At 73.3% G+C, this 14,231-nt stretch carries 13 protein-coding genes; 3 read left to right on the top strand and 10 right to left on the bottom strand.

All coding sequences use genetic code 11. The features are described 5' to 3' along the window. Nucleotides 1-85 precede the first annotated feature (85 nt). Nucleotides 86-523 (top strand): hypothetical protein, encoded by a 438-nt coding sequence (locus ACRAKH_RS16875; protein WP_380729886.1) that lies wholly within the window; start codon nt 86-88, stop codon nt 521-523. Here the strand turns inward: ACRAKH_RS16875 and kal are convergent. From kal to ACRAKH_RS16835, 8 genes are all read right to left on the bottom strand, one after another. Beyond that, a complete protein-coding gene (kal, locus tag ACRAKH_RS16870; RefSeq protein WP_380729888.1) occupies nt 517-906 on the bottom strand; it encodes a 3-aminobutyryl-CoA ammonia lyase in 390 nt (129 codons plus the stop codon). The genes ACRAKH_RS16875 and kal overlap by 7 nt on opposite strands. Then, nucleotides 903-1,751, bottom strand: a complete 849-nt coding sequence (kamE, locus tag ACRAKH_RS16865) for a lysine 5,6-aminomutase subunit beta (protein ID WP_380729890.1) — start codon at nt 1,749-1,751, stop codon at nt 903-905. Before kamE ends, kal begins: the two co-directional genes overlap by 4 nt. Then, nucleotides 1,748-3,316: a lysine 5,6-aminomutase subunit alpha gene (kamD, locus tag ACRAKH_RS16860; protein ID WP_380729892.1), complete on the bottom strand. Its 1,569-nt coding sequence runs from the start codon at nt 3,314-3,316 to the stop codon at nt 1,748-1,750. Before kamD ends, kamE begins: the two co-directional genes overlap by 4 nt. A 113-nt stretch (nt 3,317-3,429) precedes the next feature. After that, nucleotides 3,430-5,010 (bottom strand): amidohydrolase, encoded by a 1,581-nt coding sequence (locus ACRAKH_RS16855; RefSeq protein WP_447009936.1) that lies wholly within the window; start codon nt 5,008-5,010, stop codon nt 3,430-3,432. Continuing rightward, on the bottom strand, nt 5,007-6,023 hold the full coding sequence (gene kdd / locus ACRAKH_RS16850) for an L-erythro-3,5-diaminohexanoate dehydrogenase (protein WP_447009935.1): 1,017 nt from the start codon (nt 6,021-6,023) through the stop codon (nt 5,007-5,009). The genes ACRAKH_RS16855 and kdd overlap by 4 nt, the downstream gene beginning before the upstream one ends. Before the next feature lie 212 nt (nt 6,024-6,235). After that, a complete protein-coding gene (locus ACRAKH_RS16845; RefSeq protein ID WP_380730175.1) occupies nt 6,236-7,738 on the bottom strand; it encodes a tripartite tricarboxylate transporter permease in 1,503 nt (500 codons plus the stop codon). Further along, the gene (locus ACRAKH_RS16840; RefSeq protein WP_380730173.1) at nt 7,731-8,318 is read right to left on the bottom strand and encodes a tripartite tricarboxylate transporter TctB family protein; all 588 of its coding nucleotides are present in this window, start codon (nt 8,316-8,318) and stop codon (nt 7,731-7,733) included. Before ACRAKH_RS16840 ends, ACRAKH_RS16845 begins: the two co-directional genes overlap by 8 nt. Then, complete coding sequence (locus ACRAKH_RS16835) at nt 8,315-9,292, bottom strand: Bug family tripartite tricarboxylate transporter substrate binding protein (RefSeq protein ID WP_447009934.1); 978 nt, start codon at nt 9,290-9,292, stop codon at nt 8,315-8,317. Before ACRAKH_RS16835 ends, ACRAKH_RS16840 begins: the two co-directional genes overlap by 4 nt. A gap of 152 nt (nt 9,293-9,444) precedes the next feature. Between ACRAKH_RS16835 and ACRAKH_RS16830 the strand changes: the two genes are divergently transcribed. Both ACRAKH_RS16830 and ACRAKH_RS16825 read left to right on the top strand, forming a co-directional pair. Then, the gene (locus ACRAKH_RS16830) at nt 9,445-11,016 is read left to right on the top strand and encodes an ATP-binding protein (protein ID WP_380722854.1); all 1,572 of its coding nucleotides are present in this window, start codon (nt 9,445-9,447) and stop codon (nt 11,014-11,016) included. After that, nucleotides 11,013-11,681 carry a response regulator gene (locus tag ACRAKH_RS16825; protein WP_380722856.1) on the top strand — a complete coding sequence of 223 codons (669 nt, stop codon included), beginning with the start codon at nt 11,013-11,015 and terminating at the stop codon, nt 11,679-11,681. Before ACRAKH_RS16830 ends, ACRAKH_RS16825 begins: the two co-directional genes overlap by 4 nt. On the opposite strand, the gene ACRAKH_RS16820 is transcribed toward ACRAKH_RS16825, so the two are convergent. Beyond that, nucleotides 11,666-13,210, bottom strand: coding sequence for an alpha-amylase family protein (locus ACRAKH_RS16820; RefSeq protein ID WP_380722857.1), 1,545 nt, complete (start codon nt 13,208-13,210; stop codon nt 11,666-11,668). The genes ACRAKH_RS16825 and ACRAKH_RS16820 overlap by 16 nt on opposite strands. Then, nucleotides 13,207-14,166: a TIGR03885 family FMN-dependent LLM class oxidoreductase gene (locus tag ACRAKH_RS16815; protein WP_380722859.1), complete on the bottom strand. Its 960-nt coding sequence runs from the start codon at nt 14,164-14,166 to the stop codon at nt 13,207-13,209. Before ACRAKH_RS16815 ends, ACRAKH_RS16820 begins: the two co-directional genes overlap by 4 nt. Between the last annotated feature and the right edge of the window lie 65 nt (nt 14,167-14,231).

The following is a 14,231-nucleotide window of genomic DNA, read 5'->3' as shown; positions in this document are numbered from 1 at the left end:
TGTCCGATAGTGGCAGAGGGGCGTGGTGCGCCGGTGGGTGACCGTCGGGTCGCCGGGTCCGGGCGGGCGGTGGCAGGGTGGTGGTGTGATCCGCTGGCGCCCGCCGGCCGTGGCCGTGTCCCTCGTCGTCCTCGTGACCGTGCTCGTGGCGGTGTTCGCCCCGGGCCGCCGGGTCGCGGGCACGCCGACGCCGTACTGCACCGCGTTGGTGGTCCTGTTCGACACCGACGAGGAGATGAGGCGTGCCGCCGACGAGTTCCGCGCGGACGGCCGGGTGCGCGAGGTGCGGGACGAGCGGACGAAGGCGGACAACCACGAGCGGTTGACGGCGATGCTGCGGGAGTCGGGCCGGCACCGGCTGGCCGAGGCCGCGCGGGTGAGCACGACCCCGGCGTCGGTGCGGGTGGTGGAGGCGTTCGGGGTGGACGCGGCGGCGTTCGCCGAGGAGCTGCGGCGCGGGCAGCGCCGCGTGAACCACGTGGACGTGTGCGAGGCGGGCGGTGGTTGGGAGTACGGCTACTGACGCGGGGGCGCGACGACGGTGCCGCGGGCTTTGGTGACGACGACGGGCGGGTCGAGGACGTCGGCGGCGGAGGGGCCGCGGTCGGGGGCGGCGCGGCACACGACGCGGGCTTCGAAGTCGATCTCGCGGGAGCGGGTGCCGACGCGGACGAGGGTGGCGGTGGCCTCGATGACGTCGCCGGCGTGGACGGGTGCGACGAACTCGACGGCGGAGTAGCCGGCGAAGAGGCCTTCGTCGCCGTCGGTGCGGATGAGCAGTTCGGTGGCGACGTCGCCGAACAGGCCGAGGCTGTAGGCGCCGTCGACGAGGTCGCCACCGTAGTGGGCGTGGGAGTGGGGCACGTACCGGCGGTGGGTGACGGTGAATCCCTCGGTGAGGCTCACGCGCTCTCCTTCGTCTGGGTGGTTTTCCGGGTCCGCACGGCGTGCACGAGGTAGCTGGCGACCTCGCCGGGCGTGGTGCCGCGGCCGAACACGCGGTCGACGCCGAGCTCGTCGGCCATGAGCGGGTCGAAGCGGGGTCCGCCGGCGATGAGGACGGGTCGCCGGTCGCCCATCGCCTCGCGGAACGCGGCGGACATCTCGCGGGTGTTGAGCAGGTGCGCGTCGCGTTGGGTGACGACCTGGGAGACGAGGACGGCGTCGGCTTTCTCGGCGCGGGCGCGGCGGACGAGCTCGGGCACGGACACCTGGGCGCCGAGGTTCACGACGGTGAGTTCGCGGTAGTACTCGAGGCCCTTCTCCCCCGCGAAGCCCTTGATGTTGAGGATGGCGTCGATGCCGACGGTGTGGGCGTCGGTGCCGATGCAGGCGCCGACCACGACGAGCTTGCGGCGCAGGAGCTTCTTGAGGGCCGTGTTGACCTCGGTGGGGCTGAGCAGCGGGTACTCGCGTTCGACGACGCGGACTTCGTCGAGGTCGACGATGTGGCGGACGGAGCCGTAGACGACGAAGAAGGTGAAGTCGTCGCCGATGGGGTGGGAGTGGACGACCATGGCGGGGTCGATGCCCATGCGGTTGGCGAGCTGCTGGGCGGCGCCGTCGGCCTTGGGCCCGAACGGGACGGGCAGGGTGAAGGAGGTCTGCACCATGCCGTCGCCGGTGGTGTCGCCGTACGGGCGGACGTGCCGTTTCGGGTTCGCCGCCGCGGCGTCGGCGGGGGCGGCGCTCGTCTGAGGCGCGTTCTTCTGGGCGGTGTTGTTCTGGGCCGCGTTCACTGGGGTGTTCACCGGGCGGTCTCCAGCAGCTCCGAGGCGGGGTTGACGTACCCGTCGGCCTTCTCGACGACGCCGTCCGCGCCGCGGCCGCCGTGGGCGGGGCGTTTCATGAGGCCGAAGGTGCCGTCGGCGATGGCGTTGAGCAGCCCGTCGTCGACGATGCGGGCGAGGAGGTCGACGGCTTCGCCGAGGACCTGGTGGGCGCGTTTGACGATGAGCCCGTCGGGCGCGGGGCGGAAGTCCTCGCGCAGGCCGCCGGCGGCGTCGAGGACGTAGCGGACGTTGGCGAGGGCCAGGTCGCGGTCGGACAGGAACGGGGTGACGACGGCCTCGGTCATCATGCCGACGAGCAGGATGGACTGGCCGGTGAGGACGCCGGCGAGGTTGAAGAACCCGTCGAGCAGGTAGCCGTTGAACACGTCGCCGGTCATGTGCTTGGTGGGTGGCATCCACTTGAGCGGCGCGTCGGGGAACAGTTCGCGGGCGAGCAGGGCGTGGGCGAGTTCGAGGCGGAACGACTCGGGGACCTTGGGGTTGATCTCGAAGGCGTGGCCGAGGCCGAGGAGGTGGTCGGGCAGGCCGGCTTCGTGGGCGAAGTGCTCGTTGAGGAGCTGCGACACGGTGACGGTGTGGGCGGCGTCGACGGCGTCGGCGGTGGTGAGGTAGTTGTCCTCGCCGGTGTTGATGATGATCCCGGCGCGGGCGTGGACCTGGCGGGAGAACCGCTGGTCGACGAAGGTGCGGATGGGGTTGATGTCGCGGAACAGGATGCCGTACATGGAGTCGTTGAGCATCATGTCGAGGCGTTGCAGGCCGGCGAGGACGGCGATCTCGGGCATGCAGAGGCCGGAGGCGTAGTTGGTGAGCCGCACGTACCGGCCGACCTCCTTGGACACGTCGTCCAGGGCGGCCCGCATGATGCGGAAGTTCTCCTGGGTGGCGTAGGTGCCGGCGAAGCCGTGGTGGGTGGCGCCTTCGGGGACGTAGTCGAGCAGGGACTGGCCGGTGGAGCGGATGACGGCGATGATGTCGGCGCCGGCGCGGGCGGCGTTGCGGGCCTGGACGACGTCCTCGTCGATGTCGCCGGTGGCGACGATGAGGTAGATCCAGGGCCGTTGGGGCGGGTCGCCGAGGCGGGTGACGAGCCGGTCGCGTTGGGCGCGGTTGCGGTCGACGGTGCGCAGGCCCTTGGTGACGGCGGCGGTGGCGGCCTTGCGGGCGCGGTCGCGGTCGCGGCCGGTGGGCAGGGTGTAGCGGACCTGTCCGGCGGCGGTGGCCTCGGCGAGTTCGGTGAGGGTGCCGAGGTTGTGCTCTTTGAGGGCGTGGAAGACGGGCAGCGCGGCGCCGTGTTCGAGGCCGCAGTGCTCACGGACGGTGTCGACGACGCGGTTGACCCACGGCACGTCGCCGGCGCGGTGGGTGGAGTCCGCGCCGGTGATGCCGGCCAGCCGGAGTGTGGCGCGCTCGACCGCCACCGTGGTGTGGGCCTTGGCGATGGCCACCACCGGTTCGGCGGCGCGCGCGGCGAGTTCCCGTGCCGTCGCGACCACCCGGGGGTCGAGGTCGAGCAACGCCATGTGTCACTCCTGGTTTCCGGGGAAGGGGGTGTGCGGGGTGTGCTGCCGCCCGGCCGCCGGCGGGGACGCGACCGCCGGGGGTGCCACCGGTGGCGCCGTGTTGTGGCGGGCGGTCATGTGGCGTCCTTGTCGTAGATCGTGCGGCCGCGCAGGACGGTGCGCAGGCAGGTGGGCGCGGGGCCGTCGAGGGAGGGCAGGGCGGGGACGCGGGAGCGGGGGTCGGTGGACCAGCGCTGGACGCGGCTGTCGGGCGCGGAGACCTCGAGGTCGCCCGCGTCCCAGACGGCGTAGGTGGCGGGCGCGCCGGGTTGGAGGGTGCCGGTGACGCCGTCGTCGACGCCGGCGGCGCGCCACCCGCCGCGGGTGTGGGCGGTGAACGCGGCGCGCGGCGAGATGCCGGAGCCGTCGGTGCGGTGGTGGACGGCGGCCTTGATCGCGGCCCACGGGTCGACGTCGGTGACGGGCGCGTCGGAGCCGAGGGCGAGGATCATGCCGGCGGCGGCGAGCCGGGAGAACGGGTTGAGGGCGGTGCCGCGTTCGACGCCGAGGCGTTGCGCGTACATGCCGTCCGGGCCGCCCCACTCGCGGTCGAAGAGGGGCTGCACGGAGGCGACGACGCCCCACGAGCCGAGTTTCGCGGCCTGCTCGGCGGTGATCATCTCGACGTGTTCGAGGCGGTGGCGGCGGGCGGCGAGCGCGGGCACGCCGACGGTGGCGGCGGCCGCGGCGAAGCCTTCGACGACGGCGTCCATGGCGGCGTCGCCGATGACGTGGAACCCGCCCTGCAGGCCGGCTTCGGTGCAGGCGACGAGGTGCCGGGCGATGGCGTCGGCGTCGAGGTAGAGCGCGCCGGTGGTGTCGGCGTCGGCGTACGGGGAGCAGAGGGCGGCGGTGCGGGAGCCGAGGGCGCCGTCGACGAACAGGTCGCCGGCGAGGCCGCGGACGGGCAGGTCGACGGGTTCGGTGCCGCCCCAGTAGCCGACGACGTCGAGGACGTCGGTGGCGAGGAGGTCGGCGAGGTCGTCGCGGCTGGAGATGTCGGGTCCGGCGCACTCGTGCACGGACGCGATGCCGCGTGACGCGGCGTGCGCGAGGAACGCCCGCTGGGCGGCACGGCGCTGCGCGGCGGGGATGGCGTCCTTGGCGGCGCCCCGGACGTGGTGGTGGGCGGCGCGGGACAGCGGCCCGTCGGGCGACCAGCCGTCGGCGTCGCGGGCGGCGGGCGCGAGGTCGACCAGGGCGGTGGACACGGCCGCGGAGTGCACGTCGATGCGGGACAGGTAGACCCGCGCGCCGCGGCCGGCGGCGTCCAGCTCGGCCCTGGTGGGCGGCCGGTTCTCGGGCCAGCGCGTCTCGTCCCAGCCGTGACCCCAGATGAGGGGGCCGTCGGCGGCGCGCACGGCGTCGAGCAGCTCGGCGAGGGAGCGGCAGCCGGTGAGGTCGAGGCCGGTGAGCATCAGGCCCGCGGCGGTGGCGTGCACGTGGGCGTCCACGAACGCGGGCGCGACGAACGCGCCGTCCAGCTCGACCACTTCGGCGTCGGGGTGCAGGGCGCGCCCGGCGGCGTCCTGGCCGAGCCACACGACGGTGCCGTCGGTGATCGCCATCGCGGTGGCGTCGGGTGCGGTCGGGGAGTGGATGCGTCCCCCCACGAGCAGGCGCGTCGCCCCGGGGGCGCCGTTCACGGTAGTCACGCCTGCTGAGTCTGCCGGTGCTCGAACAGCGCCCGCACGGCAGGTTCGGCGCGCAGCAGGTCGAGGGCGAACGCGGCGTGGCCGGGCACGTAGCCGTTGCCGACGATCATCTCGACGTCGGCGGCGAGCCCTTCCGCGCCGAGCGCGGCGGCCGGGAAGGAGGTGGCCATGGAGAAGAACACGACGGTGCCGCCGTCGGCGGTGGCGAGGATCGCGCCGTGCTCGCAGCCGGGGACGTCGACGCACACGACGGTCACGTCGGCGGGTGCGCCGACGGCGTCGGCGACGGCCACGGGGTCGCGGGCGTCGGCGACGACGACGGTGTCGGCCAGGGCGGCGGCGCGGACGGCGGCGGCTTCGCGTTCGGTGGGGACGAGGGCGACGAGGCGGGACGCGCCGGCGCGGCGTGCGGCGGCCAGCGACAGCGACCCGGACTTCCCGCCGCCGCCCAGGACCAGCACGGAGGGGGCGTCACGGCGGCGCACGACGCGGTCGGTGAGCGCGGGCGCGCCGCACACGTCGAGGACGGACAGGGCGAGTTCCTCGGGCAGGTCGTCGGGCAGGACGGCGGCGATGGACCGGCCGAACAGCACGGCGGTGCCCTCGCACGGCACCTGTTCGTCGGCGCCGTCCCAGCGGGCGAGGCCGTCGGTGACGCGCAGCGGGGTGAGGGTGAGGGAGACGAGGGTGGCGACGCGGTCGCCGACGCGCAGCCCGAGGGGCGAGTCGGGGCCGACGGCGCGGACGGTGCCGAGGAGCATGCCGCCCGATCCGGTGACGGGGTTCTGCATCTTGCCGCGGGAGGAGACGATGTCCAGGACGGCCTGCCGGACGCCGTCGACGCCGTGCTGCTCGCGCAGCTGGCGGTAGGAGGCGGCGTCGAGGTTGAGGCGGGCGACGTCGAGCACGACTTCGTCGGGGCCGCACTCCGGGGAGGCGTCCAGCCGCCAGGCCTGCTGCGGCAGGACCCCGGCGGGTTCGAGGACGCGGTGCAGACCGTACGGCGAAGTCATGGAAATCCTTCGGTCGACAGGGTCAGGACCGGGATATCTTCACGCGCAGTGTCGACTTTGCGCAAGGGATCTTCTGCGGGCGGTGTGGTGGTGGGTGAACGCCGTGCTGGCCCCGGTGCCGGACGCACCACGTCGGCCCTCCCCCGGCACGTCTCGTGGACGCGCCGGCGGAGGGCCGACGAGGGTCAGGGCCGGTGGGCGCGGGGGCGGGATCAGGTCGTGGTGATCGGTTCCGTTCGGCGGCGGCGGACGCGCAGGACGCCCGCGAGGACCAGGGTCGCGGCGAGCAGCGCGTAGGCGATCGCGGCGAACGGGCTGGTCACGAGGGCGGCGGGGTCGCCTTCGCTGATCTGCAGGGTGCGGCGGACCTGTTCCTCGGCCATCGGTCCGAGGATGAGGCCGACGACGAGCGGCGCGACGGGGTAGCCGTGGCGGCGCATGAAGAACCCGGCGACGCCGATGACGAGCAGCACGATCAGGTCGTCGACGACGAAGTTGACCGCGTAGGTGCCCAGGGCGGCGAACAGCAGGATGCCCGCGTACAGGTAGGGCCGCGGGATCCGGAGGACCTTCACCCAGATCTTCACCAGGGGCAGGTTGAGCACGAGCAGCATGACGTTGCCGATGTAGAGCGACGCGATGAGCGCCCACACCATGCCCGGGCTGGTGGTGAACAGCAGCGGCCCGGGTTGGATGCCGTAGCTCTGGAACGCGGCGACGATGACGGCGGCGGTGGCGGTGGTGGGCAGGCCGAGCGTGAGCAGCGGGACGAGGACTCCGGCGGCGGCGGCGTTGTTCGCGGCCTCGGGGCCGGCGACGCCCTCGATGGCGCCCTTGCCGAACTCCTCGGGCCGCTTCGACAGCTTCTTCTCGGCCGCGTAGGACAGGAACGTGGACACGTCCGCGCCGCCGGCGGGGACGGTGCCGATGGGGAACCCGATGAAGGTGCCCCGCAGCCACGGTTTCCAGGACCGCCGCCAGAACTCGCCGGTCATCCACTTCCCGCCGACCGGCACGACCTCGACGGGGCCGTGCCGCAGGCGTGCCGCCACGTACAGGGCCTCGCCGACGGCGAACACGCCGACCGCGACCACGACGACGTCGATGCCGTCGGACAGGGTGGGCACGCCGAGGGTGAACCGCTGCTGCCCGGTGAGGGTGTCGGTGCCGACGAGCCCGAGGAACAGCCCCAGTCCCAGCGACGCCAGGCCCCGCACGGGCGACGACCCGAGCAGGGCGGCGACGGTGGTGAACGCGACGACCATCAGCGCCACGTAGTCGGCCGGGCCGAGGGTGACGGCGAGGTCGGCGATCGTGGGCGCGAGGACGGTGAGCAGGACCGTGGCGATGGTGCCGGCGACGAACGACCCGATCGCCGCGGTGGCCAGGGCCGCCGCGCCCCGCCCGGCGCGCGCCATCCGGTTGCCTTCCAGCGCGGTGACCACGGACGACGACTCGCCGGGCGTGTTGAGCAGGATCGACGTGGTCGAGCCGCCGTACATGCCGCCGTAGTAGATGCCCGCGAAGATGATCAGCGCGGCGGTCGGTTCGAGCGAGTAGGTCAACGGCAGCAGCAGCGCCACGGTCATGGCGGGGCCGATGCCGGGCAGGACGCCGACGGCGGTGCCGAGGGTGACGCCGAGCAGCGCGTACAGGAGGTACTCGGGCTGGGCGGCGGTGGCGAAGCCGTCCAGCAGGGCGGTGAGGCTACCCATCGAGGAGTGGCACCCCCTCGACCACGCCGGCGGGCAGCGACAGGCCGAGCCCGGACGCGAACACGACCTGCACGACCAGCGCCAGCACGACGGCGACGACCAGTGCCTTCCACCAGACCGCGCCGAGGGTCCACGCGGCGGCGGCGAACAGCACCGTCGCGGCGACCGGCCAGCCGACGACGTCGATCAGCACCAGGTGCGCGACGAGCACGGCGACGAGCTTGAGCACGGTCACCCAGTCGGTGCGGACGGTGGTGTCGACGTCCTCGGCGTCCTCGGCCGCGCCGAGCCGGCCGCGGGCGGTGGCGACGATCGCGGCGACGCCGGTGACCAGGAGCAGCGCGCCGACGGCGTAGGGGAAGGCGCGGGGGCCGATGCCGCCGACGGCACCGCGCACGGTGATGGTGGTGGCGTCGACCAGGGTGAACGCGCCGAGCGCGGCGACGAGCCCGCCGAACGCGTACTCCTCGACCTTCGCCGACAGCGGCGCCCGCGCCGTCCCGACGCCGGCGGCCCCGGGCGTCACGGCGCCCGACCCGCCGTCGCCGGCCCCAGGCGGGGTGGTGTCGGGGGAGGTCACTTGACGAGCCCGATCTCCTGCAGCACCGGCTTGATCCGGCCGATCTCGACGGTGAGGAACGTGGAGAAGTCGTGCCCGGTCTGGAACGTGTCGGTCCAGCCCTTCTTCTTCAGCTCCTCCTGCCACTGGGGGCTGGCGTGCATGTCGGCGACCAGCTTGACCAGCCGGTCCTTCGCCGCGACGGAGATCGAGCCGGGCGCGACGACACCGCGCCAGTTGATCAGCTCGACGCCGGTGCCGACGTTCTTGAACGTCGGCACCTTCAGCTCCGGGTGCTCCTTCGGGCCGGAGGTGCCCAGGGCGCGCAGCTTGCCCGCCTTGATCTGCTCGACGTACTCGCCGACGCCGGAGATGCCCGCGTCGACCTTGCCGCCCAGCAGCGCCGCCAGCGACTCGCCGCCGCCGGAGTAGGGCACGTAGTTGAGCTTGCCGGGGTCGATGCCCTTGGCCTTGAGCAGCAGCGCGGCGAGGATGTGGTCGGTGCCGCCCGCCGAGCCGCCGGTGATCGACACGCCCTGGCCCTTCTCGGCGACGGCGGCGAGCAGGTCGTCGATGGACCGGTACGGGGAGTCGGCGGGCACGACGACGACCTCGTCCTCGGCGGTGAGCCGCGCGATGGGCGTGGTGTCCTCCAGCCGCTTCTCCACGCCGTTGGTCTCGACCGCGCCGACCATGACCAGCCCGGTGACCATCAGGTACTCCTCGGACCGCTCGGTGGCGAGCTTCTGCAGGCCGACCGTGCCGCCGGCCCCGCCGACGTTGTTGACCTGCACGGAGTCGGCGAGCTTCGCGCCGCTGATCGCGGCCTGCATCGACCGCGCGGTCTGGTCCCAGCCGCCGCCGGGGTCCGCGGGGGCCATGATCTCCAGCCGGCCGACGCCGTCGCCGCCCGCGCCGCCACCGGCGCCGCAGCCCGCGAGCACCAGGCCCGCGGCGGCCGCCGCCGTGAGAAGTCGGATGCGCTGTCCTGCCATCGGGTCCTCCACGTTCCACCCGGAGCGCCGTCGCTCCGGTGGCCGGGAACGCTAGGAGCGCCGCCGCCGCGGCAGGGGGCAACGGTCGTAAGGGCCGTATTGGTCGTTTAGGTCATGGCCGCCCCCTCGCGAGGTGGGCCAGAATGCCTGCCATGCGTCGCCGCACGGTGCCCCTCGGTGTCAGCCTGCTCGTGTTGCAGGTGGTCATCGTGCTGGCCACGACGTGCGCGGCGGGGCTGCTGGCGGCGAAGATGCAGAGCGACCGCATCCGCGAGGCCTACAAGGACCGGATGCTGTCGGTCGCCGAGAGCGTCGCCCGCCTGCCCACGGTCGTGGACGCGTTCACCTCCCCCGACCCGGCGGCGACGATCCAGCCGCTGGCCGAGCTGCTCCGCAAGGCGTCCGACGTCACCTACGTCGTCGTCACCGACCGCGACGGCGTCCGCTACGCCCACCCGGACCCGGCGCGCATCGGCGAGAAGGTGTCCACCGACCCCCGCACGGCCCTGGCCGGGCAGGTGTTCGTCGGCACCGAGACGGGCACGCTGGGCACGTCGCTGCGCGCGAAGGTCCCCATCCGCTCCCCCGCCGGCGACATCATCGGCATGGCGTCGGTCGGCATCCTGGAGAGCCAGCTCGCCGCGGACCTCGCCGAGGACCTGCCGGAGCTGATCGGCTGGCTCGCCGCCGCCGCCCTGGTCGGCGTCCTCGGCGCGGCCCTGGTCACCCGCATGGTGCGGACCCGCACGTTCAGCCTCGAACCGGACGAGATCGCGCAGCTCCTCGAAACCCGGCACGCCATGCTGCACGGCATCCGCGAGGGCGTCGTCGCCGTGGACGACCGGGAACGCCTCGTGCTCGTCAACGACGAGGCGATGCGGCTGCTCGACCTCGCCGACGACCCCACCGGCCGGCCCGCCGCCGCCGTCCTGGAGGCCGGCGGCCTGCTCGACCTCGTCCGCGACCCCGACGACGTCACCGACCGGCTCGTCCTGGCCGGCGAACGCGTCCTGGTCGCCAACCGCACCACCGCCAAGACCCGCGGCCGCCCCGTGGGCGTCGTCCTCACCCTCCGCGACCGCACCGAGCTGCACGACGCGCTGCGCGAACTCGACGGGCAGCGCACCGTCACCGAGGTCCTCCGCGCCCAGGCCCACGAGTTCACCAACCACCTGCACGTCATCGGCGGCCTGGTCGAACTCGACCGCCGCGAGGACGCCGTCCGCTACATCGAACGCGTCGGCGGCACCGGCTCGGTCACCTCCGACATCATCGGCGGCGCCATGACCGACCCCGCCCTCGCCGCGCTGCTGCTCGCCAAGTCGTCGACCGCCCACGAACGCGGCGTCGCCCTGCGCCTCGACCCCGCCACCGCAGTCGACGCCCGCACCGGCGACGACGCGCTCACCGTCCTGGGCAACCTGGTCGACAACGCCGTGGACGCGGTCACCGCCGGCGGCACCGTCCGCGTCCTCGTCCGCACCGAACCGCGCGGCGTGCGGGTCGTCGTGGACGACGACGGACCGGGCGTCGACGAGTCCGACCGCGCCCGCATCTTCACCCTCGGCGTCAGCTCCAAAGCGCCCCGCGGCGCGCACGGCCGCGGCATCGGCCTGGCCCTGGTGTCCCGCGTGGTCACCCGCCGCAGCGGCCGGGTCCGCGTCACGGAGTCCGAACTCGGCGGCGCGTCGTTCGACGTGTGGCTGCCGGAGGCCGCCCGATGACCGTCCGCACCCTCGTCGTGGACGACGACTTCGCCGTCGCCGCCGTCCACCGCGGTTTCCTCGACGCCCTGCCCGACTTCACCGTCGTCGGCGAGGCCCACGGCGGCGGCGAGGCGCTGCGCGCCGTCGAGGCCCTGCGCCCCGACCTCGTGCTGCTCGACATCCACCTGCCCGACATGTCCGGCCTGGAGGTGCTGGCGCGGCTGCGGGCCCGACCCGGCCCGCCGGTCGACGTGATCGCCGTGACCGCCGCCCGCGAACGCGACACCGTCCGCCAGGCCATGTCCCGCGGCGTCGACCACTACCTCGTCAAACCGTTCACCCGCGCCGCGTTCCTCGACCGCATGCGCGAATACCTCGCCCGCCGCGCCGAGGTCCAGCGCCTCGGCCCGTGGCTCGACCAGGACGAGGTCGACCAGCTCCTCCAGCACCGGCCCCGAGCCGCCCTGCCCAAGGGCCTGTCACCGGTGACGCTGAGGCTCGTCGTCGACGCCCTGCGCGGCAGCGACACCGACCTGTCCGCCCAGGAGGTCGGCGATCGCGCCGGGCTGTCCCGCGTCAGCGCCCGCCGCTACCTCGAACACCTCGTCACCGTCGGCAAGGCCGAGGTCCTCCCCCGCTACGGCATGGCCAACCGGCCCGCGCACGGCTACCGGCTCACCTGACGGAACCACCGGCAGTCGTACGGGCCCAGCTCCACCCGCGCCTTGCCGTCCTTCACCGGCACCGTCCCGTCCACCAGCACATCGGTCAGCTCACCGTCCAGATCGGACAGCTCCACCTCGATGTCCCGGTCGGCGAGGTTGTGCACCGCGACGACCGTGCCGCCGTCGATGTCGCACCGGTGCGCGAACACCGCCGAATCCGCCGTGTCCATCACCTTGAACGTGCCCCACGCCAGCTCCGGGCACTCCCGGTACCGCTCGACCAGCAACCGCGTCCACGCCAGCAACGACTCCGGGTCGCGCCGCTGCTCCGCCACCGCGTCCCACCACATCGGCGTCCGCACCGCCTCCCGGCCCTCCACGGACAGGTCCTCGGTCATGCCGACCTCCTCCCCGTAGAACAGCACCGGCGTGCCCGGCAGCGAGAACAGCAGGCTGTACACCATCCTGATCCGCCGCATGTCGTGCCCCAGCATCCCCGGCAGCCGACGCCGCAGACCCCGCCCGTACAGCTGCATGTCCTCGTCCGGGCCGAACGCGTCGAACACCTCCTGCCGCTCCGGCACGGTCAACTTGTCCAACGTCAGCTCGTCGTGGTTGCGCACGAACGTCGCCCAGTGGCAGTCCCGCGGCGGCTCCGGCCGCTCCGTCAACGCGTGCGTCAACGGCCCCGCGTCCTGCCGCGCCAACGACAGGTACATCTGCTGCATGCCGATGAAGTCGAAGCACAGGTGCAGCTCGTCACCCACCCCGTCGCTCTGCCCGAAGAACTTCATCGTCTCCGCGTACGGCAGGTTCACCTCGCCCAGCAGCACCGCCTCGCCGTTGCGGCGCGACAGGAACGCCCGCAGGTCGCCCAGGTAGTCGTGCGGGTCCGGCAGCTCCTCCACCGGCGCCTCCAGCAGGAACGGCACCGCGTCCACCCGGAACCCCGACAGCCCCAGCTCCATCCAGAACCCCATCACCCGCGCGATCTCGTCGCGCACCTTCGGGTTCGCCACGTTCAGGTCGGGCTGGTGCTTGTAGAACCGGTGCAGGTAGTACTTCTTCGCCTTCCGGTCGTAGGTCCACAGCGACTTCTCCTTGTCGGGGAACACCACGCCCTTCTCCGCGTCCGGCGGCGGCTGGTCCCGCCACACGTACCAGTCGTGGAACGGCGACTCCGGGTCCCGCGCGCTCTGGAACCACGGGTGCTGGTCCGACGTGTGGTTCACCACCAGGTCCGCGATCACCCGGATGCCGCGGTCGCGGGCCGTGCGCACGAACTCCACGAAATCGCCCAACGTCCCCAGCCGCGGGTCCACCCCGTAGAAGTCGGTGATGTCGTACCCGTCGTCCCGCTCCGGCGTCGGGAAGAACGGCATCAACCACACGCACGTCACACCCAACCGGTGCAGGTGGTCGATCCGCTGCGCCGCACCCCGGAAATCACCGCACCCGCTGCCGTCGGAGTCGTGGAACGTCTCCACGTCCAGGCAGTACACGACGGCGTTCTTCCACCACAGGTCCGCGGTCCTCGTCAGCTTCACGCCCGCACCTCCGGCAGCACCCGCGCGCCGAACGCCTCCAGGAAAGCCTCCTGCTCACGACCCACGTGGTGCAGGAACAACCCGTCGAACCCCAGGTCGACGTACTCCCGCAGCACCGCCACGTGCCGCCCCAGGTCCGCCGACACGTTCACCACCCGCGCCACCTGCTCCACCGTCACGTCCTGCGACACCACGTCGAAGTGCTCCGCCGTCTCCAGGTCCCAGCACACCGGCGGACCGAACACGTTGCTGCGCCACTGCTCGTGCGCCAACGCCCGCGCCTCGTCCTCCGACTCCGCCCAGCTCAGGTGCACCTGCAGGTACAGCGGCCCCCGGCCGCCCGCGTCCCGATAGGCGCCGACCATCCGCTTGAGCTGCTCCGCCGGCGCGTTCACCGTGATCAGCCCGTCCGACCACTCCGCGCACCACCGCGCCGTCGCCTCGCTCACCGCCGCGCCCACCAGCGGCGGCGGCTCCTCCGGCCTCGTCCACAACCGCGCCCGGTCCACCCGCACCAGGCCGTCGTGCGTGACCTCCTCCCCCGCCAGCAACGCCCGGATCACGTCCACGCACTCCCGCAACCGCGCGTTCCGCACGTCCTTGCGCGGCCACGGATCACCGGTGATGTGCTCGTTGCTCGCCTCACCGCTGCCCAGCGCCGCCCAGAAACGGCCCGGGAACATCGCCCCCAACGTGCCGATCGCCTGCGCGATGATCGCCGGGTGGTACCGCTGCCCCGGCGCGTTCACCACGCCGAACGGCACCCCCGTCGCCTGCATCGCCGCGCCCAGCCACGACCACGCGAACGCCGACTGCCCCTGACGGGCGCTCCACGGCGAGAAGTGGTCCGAGCTCATCGCCGCGTCGAACCCGACCTCCTCCGCCCGACGCACCGCGGCCAGCAACGCGGACGGGTGAACCTGCTCGTGTGAAGCGTGCACACCGATGACGGTCATGCCGTCTCACGTACCCAGACACCCGGATCTGACACCTCGGCCACCCCCGGACGGCGGGCGCCCGA

The sequence above is a fragment of the Saccharothrix hoggarensis genome, from assembly GCF_052936025.1.
The sequence above is the reverse complement of the archived record's forward strand: the minus strand, read 5'-3'. Positions and strand labels throughout refer to the sequence as shown.

Excerpts from the sequence above, each read along its gene's own strand:
- kamD (WP_380729892.1), bottom strand. The coding sequence starts at position 3,316 with ATGGCGTTGCTCGACCTCGACCCCCGGGTGGTCGCGACGGCACGGGAA.
- kdd (WP_447009935.1), bottom strand. The coding sequence starts at position 6,023 with ATGACTTCGCCGTACGGTCTGCACCGCGTCCTCGAACCCGCCGGGGTC.
- ACRAKH_RS16845 (WP_380730175.1), bottom strand. The coding sequence starts at position 7,738 with ATGGGTAGCCTCACCGCCCTGCTGGACGGCTTCGCCACCGCCGCCCAG.
- ACRAKH_RS16835 (WP_447009934.1), bottom strand. The coding sequence starts at position 9,292 with ATGGCAGGACAGCGCATCCGACTTCTCACGGCGGCGGCCGCCGCGGGC.
- ACRAKH_RS16830 (WP_380722854.1), top strand. The coding sequence starts at position 9,445 with ATGCGTCGCCGCACGGTGCCCCTCGGTGTCAGCCTGCTCGTGTTGCAG.
- ACRAKH_RS16825 (WP_380722856.1), top strand. The coding sequence starts at position 11,013 with ATGACCGTCCGCACCCTCGTCGTGGACGACGACTTCGCCGTCGCCGCC.
- ACRAKH_RS16815 (WP_380722859.1), bottom strand. The coding sequence starts at position 14,166 with ATGACCGTCATCGGTGTGCACGCTTCACACGAGCAGGTTCACCCGTCC.